This window comes from Burkholderia sp. Tr-20355 (assembly GCF_017104685.1).
Lineage (GTDB): Bacteria > Pseudomonadota > Gammaproteobacteria > Burkholderiales > Burkholderiaceae > Burkholderia > Burkholderia seminalis.
On record NZ_JAAGPK010000197.1, the window covers coordinates 1 to 12,942 of the forward strand.

At 68.6% G+C, this 12,942-nt stretch carries 11 protein-coding genes and 1 pseudogene; 11 read left to right on the forward strand and 1 reads right to left on the reverse strand.

All coding sequences use genetic code 11. From position 1 onward, the window contains the following. Positions 1 to 566: 4'-phosphopantetheinyl transferase superfamily protein (locus G3N62_RS30695; protein ID WP_206141397.1), on the forward strand; the 566-nt coding region annotated here is incomplete at its 5' end. Between the two features lie 21 nt (positions 567 to 587). Here G3N62_RS30695 and G3N62_RS30700 read toward each other — a convergent pair. Next, complete coding sequence (locus tag G3N62_RS30700) at positions 588 to 1,508, reverse strand: glutamate/aspartate ABC transporter substrate-binding protein (RefSeq protein ID WP_124671194.1); 921 nt, start codon at positions 1,506 to 1,508, stop codon at positions 588 to 590. 214 nt (positions 1,509 to 1,722) lie between these two features. Between G3N62_RS30700 and hutH the strand changes: the two genes are divergently transcribed. The 10 genes and pseudogenes from hutH to G3N62_RS30750 form a co-directional block, all read left to right on the forward strand. Next, positions 1,723 to 3,246 (forward strand): histidine ammonia-lyase, encoded by a 1,524-nt coding sequence (hutH, locus tag G3N62_RS30705; protein WP_034190383.1) that lies wholly within the window; start codon positions 1,723 to 1,725, stop codon positions 3,244 to 3,246. 4 nt (positions 3,247 to 3,250) lie between these two features. Beyond that, a complete protein-coding gene (gene hutC / locus G3N62_RS30710; protein WP_034190384.1) occupies positions 3,251 to 3,946 on the forward strand; it encodes a histidine utilization repressor in 696 nt (231 codons plus the stop codon). A 39-nt stretch (positions 3,947 to 3,985) separates the two neighbouring features. Continuing rightward, positions 3,986 to 5,674, forward strand: a complete 1,689-nt coding sequence (hutU, locus tag G3N62_RS30715; RefSeq protein ID WP_034190385.1) for a urocanate hydratase — start codon at positions 3,986 to 3,988, stop codon at positions 5,672 to 5,674. Positions 5,675 to 5,676: 2 nt separating this feature from the next. After that, a complete protein-coding gene (locus G3N62_RS30720; protein WP_124671193.1) occupies positions 5,677 to 6,288 on the forward strand; it encodes a HutD family protein in 612 nt (203 codons plus the stop codon). 4 nt (positions 6,289 to 6,292) lie between these two features. Next, entirely contained in the window at positions 6,293 to 7,516 is a 1,224-nt protein-coding gene (gene hutI / locus G3N62_RS30725; protein WP_124671192.1) for an imidazolonepropionase, read from the forward strand. 63 nt (positions 7,517 to 7,579) lie between these two features. Further along, positions 7,580 to 8,956, forward strand: coding sequence for a formimidoylglutamate deiminase (locus G3N62_RS30730; RefSeq protein WP_124671191.1), 1,377 nt, complete (start codon positions 7,580 to 7,582; stop codon positions 8,954 to 8,956). Positions 8,957 to 9,010: 54 nt separating this feature from the next. Further along, a complete protein-coding gene (gene hutG / locus G3N62_RS30735; protein WP_059560186.1) occupies positions 9,011 to 9,808 on the forward strand; it encodes an N-formylglutamate deformylase in 798 nt (265 codons plus the stop codon). Between the two features lie 750 nt (positions 9,809 to 10,558). Further along, positions 10,559 to 11,365, forward strand: coding sequence for a gamma-glutamyl-gamma-aminobutyrate hydrolase family protein (locus G3N62_RS30740; RefSeq protein WP_034190390.1), 807 nt, complete (start codon positions 10,559 to 10,561; stop codon positions 11,363 to 11,365). A 12-nt stretch (positions 11,366 to 11,377) separates the two neighbouring features. Next, positions 11,378 to 12,715, forward strand: a complete 1,338-nt coding sequence (locus G3N62_RS30745) for a glutamine synthetase family protein (RefSeq protein WP_034190391.1) — start codon at positions 11,378 to 11,380, stop codon at positions 12,713 to 12,715. A 28-nt stretch (positions 12,716 to 12,743) separates the two neighbouring features. After that, a pseudogene (locus tag G3N62_RS30750) lies at positions 12,744 to 12,942 on the forward strand (aspartate aminotransferase family protein); the annotation flags it as partial.

Below are 12,942 nucleotides of genomic sequence, written 5' to 3' on the forward strand. Positions count from 1 at the left end.
TCTACATGCGCCACGAGGAGGCGGTGCGCAGCGCCGCGACGCGCGCCGCGTTGCGCGACGTGCTCGGCGCGGCGCTCGAGGTCGCGCCGCATGCGGTCTCGATCGTCGTCGATGCATCGGGGCGGCCGTCGCTGGATCGCGCGCATCGCGCGTCGCTCGACTTCAACGTGTCGCACGCAGGCGATCACGCGTTGATCGCATGGGCGCCCGCGGGCCGCGTCGGCGTCGATATCGAGGGCTGTGACCGCGTCGCCGACTGGCGCGCGCTGACGCGTGAAGTCTGCGCACCCGCCGAGGTCGCGCATCTCGACCGCATGCCGCCCGCGGTGCGCGCGAGCGAATTCATGCGCGTGTGGTCCGCGAAGGAAGCGCTGCTGAAGGCGCTCGGCACGGGCATCGTCGGCGGGCTGCGCGCGTTTGCGGTGGTGCCGCCGCGCGACGCGGCGACGCCCGCGACGACGATCGTCGAGCCGGCCGCGCCTGCGGCCGGCGTCGCGGCGTTCGACGCGGCGTGGCTCGACGCGGCGCCCGGCTATGCGGCGTGCGTCGCGTGGACGCGCATGTAAGCGGGCGTTGGCGCCCGGTGCTCATTCGAGCGGCGCATCGTTGGGCGCCGCATAGCGCGCCTTGATCACGTCGCTCATCGGGAAGTCGAACGACAGCCCCTTCGGCGGCACCGGCTTCATGAACCATTTGTCGTACGGCGCGTTGATCTCGCCACTTTTCATCAGCTGCGCGAGCACGCCGTCGACGAGCGCCTTGAACTGCGGATCGTCCTTGCGCAGCATGAACCCGTAGGCTTCCGACGACTGCGGCGTGCCGACGATCTGCCAGTCGGCCGGCTTCGCGGCGAGCTGGCGCACGCCCGCGAGCAGCACGTCGTCCATCATGTACGCGGCCGCGCGGCCCGATTCGAGCGTGAGGCGTCCCTCGCCGTAGTCCTTCGCGCTGATGATCTGCATGTTCATCTTCTTGTCCTCGTTCATCTTGCGCAGCAGGCGTTCGGACGTCGTGCCCTGGTTCGTCACGACCGTCTTGCCGGCGAGGTCGGGGAAGTCGCGGATGCCCGACGTCGTGCGCGTGAGCAACCGCGTCGTCGCGACGAAGAAGGTGGTCGAGAACGCGACCTGCGCATGGCGCGCGGCGAGGTTGGTCGTCACGCCGCATTCGAGGTCGACGGTGCCGTTCTGCACGAGCGGAATGCGGTTCTGCGACGTGACGGGGATGAAGCGCACCTGCAGGTCGGGCTTGCCGGTGCGCGCCTTCACGGCCGCGATCACGCGGTCGCACAGGTCCTGCGAGAAGCCGATCACCTTGCCGCCCGTATCGACGTAGGAGAACGGCACCGACGTCTCGCGATGGCCGATCGAGATCAGGTTGTTCCGCCGGATTTTCTCGAGCGTGCCGGACAGCGGTTCCGCGGCGAGCGCGGCGCCGCATGCCAGCAGGCACGCCGCGGCGAGCAGCGGGCGGCCGAACCGGGAGGCGAATCGTGACGGGAAGGGCATGGCGGGTCTCCGTGGCGAATGGTGATTCGTATGTTGCCAAAAACAAAATAATTGCAACATATGTTAATAACCGGATCCCGCCGGCCGGTCCGGCGGGCCGCGCCGGACATCAGGGAAACTCCCGAGTCGAAATCGATGAAAAACGGGTTGTCTAGACAAGTTGTCGTGGCTACACTTCAATCCATTCCGAACTTGTCTAGACAGGATTGCTCACATGATTACGTTGACCCCCGGCCATCTGACCCTCCCGCAACTGCGCCAGATCGCGCGCGAATCCGTGCAGCTCGCGCTCGACCCGGCCAGCTTCGCGAAGATCGACGCCGGCGCGAAGGCCGTCGCCGACATCGCCGCGAAGGGCGAGCCGGCCTACGGCATCAACACGGGTTTCGGCCGCTTGGCCAGCACGCACATCCCGCACGACCAGCTCGAGTTGCTGCAGAAGAACCTGGTGCTGTCGCATGCGGTCGGTGTCGGCGAGCCGATGGCCCGTTCGTCGGTGCGCCTCCTGATGGCGCTGAAGCTGTCGAGCCTCGGCCGCGGCCACTCGGGCATCCGCCGCGAAGTGATGGACGCGCTGATCACGCTGTTCAACGCCGACGTGCTGCCGCTGATCCCGGTGAAGGGCTCGGTCGGCGCATCGGGCGACCTCGCGCCGCTCGCGCACATGTCGGCGGTGCTGCTCGGCGTCGGTGAAGTGTTCATCCGCGGCGAGCGTGCGAGCGCGCTCGACGGGCTGCGCGTCGCGGGCCTCGCGCCGCTGACGCTGCAGGCGAAGGAAGGCCTCGCGCTGCTGAACGGCACGCAGGCATCGACCGCGCTGGCGCTCGACAACATGTTCGCGATCGAAGACCTGTACCGCACGGCGCTCGTCGCCGGCGCGTTGTCGGTCGACGCGGCAGCCGGTTCGGTGAAACCGTTCGACGCCCGCATCCATGAACTGCGCGGCCACCAGGGCCAGATCGACGCGGCGGCGTCGTATCGCGAGCTGCTCGAAGGCTCGCCGATCAACCAGTCGCACCGCGACTGCGACAAGGTGCAGGATCCGTACAGCCTGCGCTGCCAGCCGCAGGTGATGGGCGCGTGTCTGGACCAGATGCGCCATGCGGCCGACGTGCTGCTGGTCGAAGCGAACGCCGTGTCGGACAACCCGCTGATCTTCCCGGACACCGGCGAAGTGCTCTCGGGCGGCAACTTCCACGCCGAGCCGGTCGCGTTTGCGGCCGACAACCTCGCGCTGGCCGCATCGGAAATCGGCGCGCTGGCCGAACGCCGCATCGCGCTGCTGATCGACGCGACGCTGTCGGGCCTGCCCCCGTTCCTCGTGAGGGACGGCGGCGTGAACTCGGGCTTCATGATCGCGCACGTGACGGCGGCCGCACTCGCATCGGAAAACAAGACGCTCGCCCACCCGGCGTCGGTTGACTCGCTGCCGACTTCCGCGAACCAGGAAGACCACGTGTCGATGGCGACGTTCGCCGCGCGCAAGCTCGCCGACATCGCGGACAACACGAAGCACATCCTCGCGATCGAACTGCTGGCCGCGGCCCAGGGCGTCGACCTGCGCGCGCCGTACCACACGAGCCCGAAGCTGGCGCCGGTGATGGAGACGATCCGCGGCAAGGTCGCGCATTACGAACTCGACCACTACTTCGCACCGGACATCGCGGCGGTCGCGAAGCTCGTCGGCGAGCGCGCGTTCGCGAAGGTCGCACCGTTCTCGTTCGCATCGGAACAGTAAGCCGATGAGCGCGCCGGTCTACCAGGAGATCAAGGATTTCATCCTGGCCCGCATCCACGCCGGCGAGTGGGAGGAGGGCGACCAGGTGCCGTCCGAGAACGAGCTGGCGCGCGAATTCAAGGTGGCACGCATGACCGTCAACCGCGCGCTGCGCGAGTTGACGGCCGAGCAGGTGCTCACGCGCATGAAGGGCGCGGGCACCTACGTCGCGCGGCCGAAGTACGAGTCGACGCTGGTGGCGATCCGCAGCATCTCGGAGGAGGTCGGCGCGCGCGGGCATGCGTATCGGGCGAGCGTGCTCGGCCTCGACACGGTCCGCGCGGACGACGCGCTCGCCGACGAGATGCAGGTGGCCGTGCGCACGAAGCTGTTTCATTCGCAGGTGCTGCACTTCGAGAACGACGAGCCCGTGCAGCTCGAAGAACGGTGGGTGAATCCGGCGGTCGCGCCGGATTACGCCGAGCAGGATTTCACGAACACGACGCCGAACCTGTACCTGATGCGCGCGGCCCCGCTGCAGCGCGTCGAGTACCGGATCGAAGCGGCGGCCCCGGCGCCGGAGCGGCGCGAGCAGCTGCGGATGGACGACGTCGAACCGTGTCTGGTTTTACATCGGCGCACCTGGTCGCAGGGCGTCGTCGCCTCGGTGGCGAATCTGTGGCATCCCGGCAGCCGTTACCGCTTCACCGGGCATTTCTGATTCCTATTTGATAGTCATTTTCCCTCGGGAGCAGTCGTCATGAACCATCCGAAACACATCGATCCCCGTCTCGATCCGACGCGCACGATCCGCGCGCCGCGCGGCAGCGAGAAGACCTGCAAGACCTGGCTGGCCGAGGCGGCCTACCGGATGATCCAGAACAACCTGGACCCGGAAGTCGCCGAGCATCCGCATGCGCTCGTCGTGTACGGCGGCATCGGCCGCGCGGCGCGCAACTGGGAATGCTACGACCAGATCCTCGCGTCGCTGAAGGATCTCGAGGAAAACGAAACGCTGCTGATCCAGTCGGGCAAGCCGGTCGGCGTGTTCCGCACGCACAAGGATGCGCCGCGCGTGCTGCTCGCGAACTCGAACCTCGTGCCGCACTGGGCGAACTGGGATCACTTCCACGAGCTCGACCGCAAGGGCCTGATGATGTACGGCCAGATGACGGCCGGCAGCTGGATCTACATCGGCAGCCAGGGCATCGTTCAGGGCACGTATGAAACGTTCTTCTCGGTCGCGAACCAGCACTTCAACGGCGATCCGTCGGGCCGCTGGATCCTGACGGGCGGCCTCGGCGGCATGGGCGGCGCGCAGCCGCTGGCCGCGACGATGGCCGGCTTCTCGATGATCGCGGTCGAATGCGACGAGACGCGCATCGACTTCCGCCTGAAGACGCGCTACGTCGACAAGAAGGCAACGACGCTCGACGAAGCGCTCGGCATGATCGAGGAAGCGAAGCGCACGGGCAAGCCCGTGTCGGTCGGCCTGCTCGGCAACGCCGCCGACGTGTTCGCGGAACTCGTCACGCGCGGCATCACGCCGGACTGCGTGACCGACCAGACGAGCGCGCACGATCCGATCAACGGCTACCTGCCGCAAGGCTGGACCGTCGCGCAATGGCGCGAAGCGCAGAAGGTCGATCCGCAGAGCATCGTGAAGGTCGCGAAGCAGTCGATGGCCGTCCAGGTGCGCGCGATGCTGGCGCTGCAGGAACGCGGCGCGGCGACGCTCGACTACGGCAACAACATCCGCCAGATGGCGCTGGAAATGGGCGTCGAGAACGCGTTCGACTTCCCGGGTTTCGTGCCGGCGTACATCCGTCCGCTGTTCTGCGAAGGCAAGGGCCCGTTCCGCTGGGTCGCGCTGTCGGGCGATCCGGAAGACATCTACAAGACCGACCAGAAGGTGAAGGAGCTGATCCCCGACGATCCGCACCTGCACAACTGGCTCGACATGGCGCGCGAGCGCATCGCGTTCCAGGGCTTGCCGGCACGGATCTGCTGGGTGGGCGTGAAGGATCGCTATCGTCTCGGCCAGGCATTCAACGAGATGGTCAAGAACGGCGAACTGAAGGCCCCGATCGTGATCGGCCGCGACCACCTCGACACCGGCTCGGTCGCCAGCCCGAACCGCGAGACGGAATCGATGAAGGACGGGTCGGACGCGGTCAGCGACTGGCCGCTGCTGAACGCACTGCTGAACACGGCAGGCGGCGCATCGTGGGTGTCGCTGCATCATGGCGGCGGCGTCGGCATGGGCTTCTCGCAGCACTCGGGCGTCGTGATCGTCGCCGACGGCACGGCTGAAGCGCACGAGCGTCTCGGTCGCGTGCTGCTGAACGACCCGGCGACGGGCGTGATGCGCCATGCGGATGCCGGCTACGAACTCGCGCAGCAGACGGCTCGCGAAGCCGGCCTGAAGCTGCCGATGCTCGGCCGCTGAGCATGACGGCGCTCGACCAGGCGCCGGTGAGCGCGACGCTGATCCGCGCGGCGGATCTCGTCGCGTCGCCGTGGAAGAACGGCGGCGGCGTGACGCGCGAGATCGGCGCGTTCCCGCCTGGCGCCGCGCTCGACGCGTTCGCGTGGCGCGTGAGCGTCGCGGACGTCGGCACGGCCGGCCCGTTCTCGCGTTTCGACGGGATCGACCGCACGCTCGTGCTGCTGTCCGGCGCGGGCATGACGCTCGCCGAAGCGGGCGGTGCGCACCATGTGCTCGACGTGTCGCTGGCTCGTGCGGATTTCGCAGGGGAAGCGGCGATCGACGCGACGCTGCACGACGGCGCGACGCGCGACTTCAACCTGATGACGCGCCGCTCGGCCGCGCGCGGCACGCTCGACGTGTGGCGCGCGGGCGCGCACCATGTCGCGCCGGCCGATACCGTGCTGCTGTTCTGCGCGACCGGCGCCGTCGGTGTCGCAATCGACGGCACGCACCACGCACTGGAAGACATGGACACGCTGCGGCTCGACGGGCCGCGGCGTGCGTTTGACGTCGTCGTGAGCGGGGGCGGTGCGTTGCTCGCCGTCTCGCTCGCCGTCGGCGAACGAGACTGAACGCATGAAACCGACTGTCTGGCATCACCTGAGGCTGTGTCCGCACGGCCATCCCGACGAAACGATCGACGACGCGGCGATCGCGGTCGACGAAACCGGCACGATCGTGTGGCTCGGCGCGTGGTCCGCGCTGCCGCACGGTTACGCGCACTGGCCGCGCGAAAACCTGCACGGCGCGTGGGTGACGCCGGGCCTCGTCGATTGCCATACGCACCTCGTGTACGGCGGCACGCGTGCGGACGAATTCGCGCAGCGCCTCGCGGGCGTCAGCTACGAGGAAATCGCGCGGCAGGGCGGCGGGATCGTGTCGACGGTGCGCGCGACGCGCGCGGCCGACGAAACGACGCTGTTCGTGCAGGCCGCCGCGCGCCTGCAGCCGCTGCTCGCCGAAGGCGTGACCGCGATCGAGATCAAGTCGGGCTACGGGCTCGACCTCGCGAGCGAGCGCAAGATGCTGCGCGTCGCGCGCCAGCTCGGCGAGCGCTTTCCGGTCACGGTCTACACGACCTTCCTCGGCGCGCATGCGCTGCCGCCCGAATACGCGGGCCGGGCGGACGCGTACATCGACGAAGTGTGCGACCGCATGCTGCCGGCGCTCGCCGACGAGGGTCTCGTCGACGCGGTCGACGTGTTCTGCGAACGCATCGGCTTCTCGCTCGCGCAGACCGAGCGCGTGTTCGAGGCCGCGACGCGCCGCGGCCTGCCCGTGAAGCTGCATGCGGAGCAACTGTCGAACGCCGGCGGCACGGCGCTCGCCGCGCGCTACCGCGCGGTGTCCGCCGACCACCTCGAGTTTCTCGACGAAGCCGGCATCGAGGCGATGAAGGCGGCCGGCACGGTCGCCGTGCTGCTGCCCGGCGCGTACTACTTCATCCGCGAAACGCAACTGCCGCCGATCGAGCTGCTGCGCAAGCACGGCGTGCCGATCGCGCTCGCGACCGATCACAACCCCGGCACGTCGCCGCTCGAATCGCTGCTGCTGACGCTGAACATGGGCTGCACGCTGTTCCGCATGACGGTGCCGGAAGTGCTGCAGGGCGTCACGCGCCATGCCGCCGCGGCGCTTGGCCGCGCGGATCGCCACGGCGCGCTCGAGGTCGGCCGCCAGGCCGACTTCGCCGCGTGGTCGGTCGGTTCGCTGTCGGAGCTCGCGTACTGGATCGGCCGGCCGCTGTGCGAGCAGGTCGTGCGCGGCGGCACGACCGTGTTTCGCCGGATGAACGGATAGTTTTTGCAGGGAGCCGGGCCGGGTGCGACCGCGCTCGACCCGGCCGCTCGACAAGGAATCAGAATGACCGACACCATGTTGTTCGCGGACCACGCCTACCTGCCCGACGGCTGGCGCCGCAACGTGCTGCTGCGCTGGGACGCGGCCGGCACGCTGACCGGCGTGACGCCCGATACCGATGCGCCGGCAGACGTCGCGCGTGCGGCCGGCCCGGTGCTGCCCGGCATGCCGAACCTGCATTCGCACGCATTCCAGCGCGCGATGGCGGGGCTCACCGAATACCGCGCGAATCCCGCCGACAGCTTCTGGAGCTGGCGCGACCTGATGTACCGCTTCGCGCTGAAGATCACGCCCGACGCGCTCGCGGCGATCGCACGCTGGCTGTACGTCGAGATGCTCAAGTGCGGTTACACGTCGGTGTGCGAATTCCACTACGTGCATCACGCACAGGACGGCTCGCGCTATCCTCAGCTCGCGGAGCTCGGCACGCGCGTCGTCGATGCCGCACGCGCCGCCGGCATCGGCATCACGATGCTGCCCGTGTCGTACCAGTTCGCCGGCTTCGGCAACAAGCCGCCGCGCGACGACCAGCGCCGCTTCATCAACACGCCCGACGGGCTGCTCGAACTGCTCGACGCGATGCGTCGCGCGGCGCCCGAGCACGGCGGCCTGCGCTACGGCGTCGCGCCGCACTCGCTGCGCGCGGTGTCGGAGAGCGGGCTGCGCACGCTGATCGACGGGCTGCCCGACGACGCGCCCGTTCACATCCATATCGCCGAGCAGACGGCCGAAGTCGACGACTGCGTGCGCGCGTACGGCGCGCGTCCCGTCCAATGGCTGCTCGATCGCTTCGACGTCGATGCGCGCTGGTGCCTCGTGCACGCCACGCACGTCGATGCGACCGAGACGGCCGCGCTCGCGAGGCGTCGCGCGGTCGCCGGCCTGTGCCTGACGACCGAAGCGAACCTGGGCGACGGCGTGTTCCCGGCCGTCGACTATCTCGCGCAGGGCGGCGTGATCGGCGTCGGCTCGGACAGCCACGCCTCGGTCGATTGGCGCTCGGAACTGCGCCTGCTCGAATACGGGCAGCGACTCGTGCACCGCGCGCGCAACGTGCTGGCGAGCGAGTCGCAGGCACACGTCGCCGATCGCCTGTTCGACGCATCGCTCGCGGGCGGCGCACAGGCGAGCGGGCGGCGTGTCGGCGCGCTGCGCGAAGGCTGCCGCGCCGACTGGCTGGTGCTCGATCCCGATCATCCGGCGATCGCCGAACATGGCAGCCCGTCGTGGCTGTCGGGCATCGTGTTCGCCGAACACGGCGAGACGCCCGTGTTCGACGTCTACACGGGCGGCGAACGCGTCGTGAGCGGCCGCCGCCATCGCGACGAAGACGCTGCATACGCGGACTACCGCGCCGCGCTGGCGCAACTGCTGCGCTGACACGCGGCAACCGGCGCGCGTGCGTGCGCCGGCCGACTCTTACGGTGAGGCGACATGACTGAACAACCGGCTGTATTCACGCTGAAGCAGGGCACGCTGCCGCTGCTGATCTCGATTCCGCACGCAGGCACGCACATCCCCGAGGACATCGCGGCGACGATGACGCCCGACGCGCGCTTCGTCGACGATTGCGACTGGCATCTCGAGCGGCTGTACGGCTTCGCGGCCGATCTCGGCGCATCGATCCTGGTGCCGTCGCACGCGCGTTACGTCGTCGACCTGAACCGTCCGCCCGACAACGAGAACCTGTACCCGGGGCAGGACACGACGGGGCTCGTGCCGGTCGATACGTTCGACAAGGCGCCGCTCTATCCGGCGAATGCGCTGCCCGGCAACGACGAGATCATGCGTCGCCGCGACCGCTACTGGCTGCCGTATCACGACGCGCTGCAGCGCGAGATTGCACGCCTGAAGCGCGAGCACGGCCGCGTGCTCGTGTGGGAAGCGCATTCGATCCGCTCGCATGTGCCGCGCTTCTTCGACGGCCGCCTGCCGGACTTCAATTTCGGCACGTCGAGCGGCGCGAGCGCCAGGCCCGGTCTCGCGGAGGCGCTGGCCGCGCGCGTGCTCGCACACGGCGGTTATACGGCCGTCGCGAACGGCCGCTTCAAGGGCGGTTACATTACCCGTCACTACGGCGTGCCCGACACCGGTGTCGAAGCCGTGCAGCTCGAGCTGTCGCAGATCACCTACATGGAAGAGACGCGTCCGTACGCGTACGACGAAGCGCGCGCCGCGCGGATTGCACCGCTGTTGCAGACGCTCGTCGAAACCGCGCTCGCGCATCGCTGAGCGCGGGCCGCTCGCATGCGGCAGCGCGGCGGAGCAGGGCGTCGCGGCCCGCCGGCATGCAGCAGGCGCGCCGACGCAATGCACAACACGGCATCGATCGCGGGGATCGATGCCGTTTTTTCATCTGATCGATGTCGTCGTCGGCGCCTGAAAATTTGACGCAATTTTTAGGTGATATAAGCTGAATGTCAGGAAGTCGTCACGCGCGCACCGGCGGCGAGGGCATCGACGATGGCCGTACCGTGCCGGAATGCGCTGCGAGACACCTTGCCGACGTGTCGCCGCGCGGCTTTGCCGCATGCGCTTGATCGCGACGCGTGTCCTGCCTCCTTCAGTCAGTCGAGTACGATCGTGAAAGCCGCCAGCCCTTCGATACGCCGGACGCGAAGTCCGTCGGCGGGCGCGCCGCCTCAGGCCGGGCCGAACCGGCATGCTGAATGCGGCACGCGTGCCGCCCCTTTACGCGAACCTCGTTTCTTCGCCATTTCCCATCGCGGCCCGCGCCGCTTCAACCTCGTGACCGCGCAGGTGTTCAGCGCGGTGCAGTGCGACGGCAGCGCATCGTTGTTGCCCTAGCGTCTTGTTCCGCTTCCGTTGCGGGCCGCACCGCGGCTTGCCGCATCGTTCGCGCGGCCGGATCGCGCATGCGCTCGCGCTGCGCGATGGCACGCGCGTGCGGCGCAGCCGCCGGCCTTCGTCGTCCCGTGCGCACGCATGCGGCGCGCGATTACCGGAGAGGGAGGGAGGCTCATGCGTGCGCGCCCGATCGTAGCCGTCACCGCCGACCGCATCCTGCGCGGTGCGCATCCGAATCACACGGCCGGCGAGAAGTACCTCGCCGCGCTCGTCGACGGCGCCGGCGCGCTGGCGTTGGTGCTGCCCGCGCTCGGCGCGCGCCAGCCGCCCGACGCGATCATCGCGGCGGTCGACGGGCTGCTGTTTACGGGCAGCTATTCGAACGTCGAGCCGCATCATTACGGCGGCGCCGCGAGCGCACCCGACACATTGCACGATGCCGCGCGCGATGCGACCGCGTTGCCGCTGATCCGCGCGGCGATCGAGGCGGGCGTACCCGTGCTCGCGATCTGCCGCGGCATGCAGGAGCTGAACGTCGCGTACGGCGGCACGCTGCATCAGCGGCTGCACGCGACGAACGGCTTCGACGATCATCGCGAACGGGCGGCCGATCCGCTCGAGCGGCAGTATGGTCCCGCGCACGTCGTGCAACTCGCGCCGGGCGGCCTGCTGCAGCGGGTCGCGCGCGGCGTGCACGAGGCGACCGTCAATTCGCTGCACGACCAGGGCATCGCCCGGCTTGGCGCGGGGCTCGTCGTCGAAGCGAGCGCGCCCGACGGGCTCGTCGAGGCCGTCAGCGTGCGCGGCGCGCGCGCGTTCGCGCTCGGCGTGCAGTGGCATCCCGAATGGCGCTACGCGGAACAGCCGCTGTCGCGCGACATCTTCGCGGCATTCGGCGCGGCGTGCCGCGTGCGCATGACGCACCGCATTCATGCAGCCGGCGGCGCGATCGCGTCGCCGAGCGCATCCGACGTCGACTGAACGAGGCCGATCATGCAACCTGAACTGAGCGAATTCCTGCGGCAGCACCGCATCACCGAGGTCGAGGCGATCATCCCCGACATGGCCGGCATCGCGCGCGGCAAGATCATTCCGCGCAACAAGTTCGAATCAGGCGAATCGATGCGCTTGCCGCAGGCCGTGATGGTGCAGACCGTGACCGGCGATTATCCGGAGGACGGCACGCTGACCGGCGTGACCGATCCCGACATGGTGTGCGTGCCCGATCCGTCGACGATCTGCCTGATTCCGTGGGCCGTCGATCCGACCGCGCAGGTGATTCACGACTGCGTGCATTTCGACGGTTCGCCGGTCGAGATCTCGCCGCGCTACGTGCTGCGCCGCGTGCTCGACCTGTACGAGGCGAAAGGCTGGAAGCCCGTCGTCGCGCCGGAACTCGAGTTCTATCTCGTCGACATGAATGCCGATCCCGACCTGCCGCTGCGCCCGCCGATCGGCCGCACGGGACGCGCGGAAACCGGCCGCCAGTCGTATTCGATCGAGGCCGTCAACGAGTTCGATCCGCTGTTCGAGGACATCTACGAGTACTGCGAAATGCAGGGCCTCGATATCGAGACGCTGATCCACGAAGTCGGCGCCGCGCAGATGGAGATCAACTTCGTGCACGGCGATGCGCTGCCGCTGGCCGACCAGGTATTCCTGTTCAAGCGCACGGTGCGCGAGGCCGCGCTGCGCCACAACATGTACGCGACCTTCATGGCCAAGCCGATGGAAGGCGAGCCGGGATCCGCGATGCACATTCATCAGAGCCTGGCGGACATGCGCACCGGGCGCAACCTGTTCGCCGACGAGGACGGTTCCGTGTCGCCGCTGTTCCGCAGCTATCTCGCGGGGCTGCAGAAATACACGCCGGCGCTGATGCCGATCTTCGCGCCGTACATCAACTCGTACCGCCGGCTGTCGCGCTTCATGGCCGCGCCGATCAACGTGCAGTGGGGCTACGACAACCGGACGGTCGGCTTTCGCATCCCGCAGTCGAGCCCCGTCGCGCGCCGCATCGAGAACCGCATTCCGGGCGTCGACTGCAACCCGTACCTCGCGTTCGCCGCGACGCTCGCCGCCGGCTATCTCGGCATGACGCAGCAGCTCGCGCCGACCGAGCCGATTGCCTCAGACGGTTACGACCTGCCTTACCAGCTGCCGCGCAATCTGGAAGAGGGCATCTCGCTGATGGCCGCGTGCGAGCCGCTCGCCGGCATTCTCGGCGACAAGTTCGTGAAGGCCTATCTGGCGCTGAAGGAAACCGAATACGAAGCGTTCTTCCGCGTGATCAGCTCGTGGGAACGCCGCCATCTGCTGCTGCACGTCTGAACGTGCGGCGCCGTTTCATGGAGGAAACATGACCGATCGACACGAAGCCCGCTCGCCGCACTCGACCGCCGAATACCGCGCGCTCGACGCCGCGCACCACATCCACCCGTTCTCGGACATGGGCGCGCTGAACCGCGCCGGCAGCCGCGTGATCGTGAAGGCCGACGGCGTCTACCTGTGGGATTCGGACGGCAACAAGGTGATCGACGGGATGGCCGGCCTGTGGT

Coding starts and splice junctions, on each gene's coding strand:
- G3N62_RS30720 (WP_124671193.1), top strand. CDS start 5,677: ATGACGGCGCTCGACCAGGCGCCGGTGAGCGCGACGCTGATCCGCGCG.
- hutC (WP_034190384.1), top strand. CDS start 3,251: ATGAGCGCGCCGGTCTACCAGGAGATCAAGGATTTCATCCTGGCCCGC.
- hutG (WP_059560186.1), top strand. CDS start 9,011: ATGACTGAACAACCGGCTGTATTCACGCTGAAGCAGGGCACGCTGCCG.
- G3N62_RS30745 (WP_034190391.1), top strand. CDS start 11,378: ATGCAACCTGAACTGAGCGAATTCCTGCGGCAGCACCGCATCACCGAG.
- hutI (WP_124671192.1), top strand. CDS start 6,293: ATGAAACCGACTGTCTGGCATCACCTGAGGCTGTGTCCGCACGGCCAT.
- G3N62_RS30740 (WP_034190390.1), top strand. CDS start 10,559: ATGCGTGCGCGCCCGATCGTAGCCGTCACCGCCGACCGCATCCTGCGC.
- hutH (WP_034190383.1), top strand. CDS start 1,723: ATGATTACGTTGACCCCCGGCCATCTGACCCTCCCGCAACTGCGCCAG.
- hutU (WP_034190385.1), top strand. CDS start 3,986: ATGAACCATCCGAAACACATCGATCCCCGTCTCGATCCGACGCGCACG.
- G3N62_RS30700 (WP_124671194.1), bottom strand. CDS start 1,508: ATGCCCTTCCCGTCACGATTCGCCTCCCGGTTCGGCCGCCCGCTGCTC.
- G3N62_RS30730 (WP_124671191.1), top strand. CDS start 7,580: ATGACCGACACCATGTTGTTCGCGGACCACGCCTACCTGCCCGACGGC.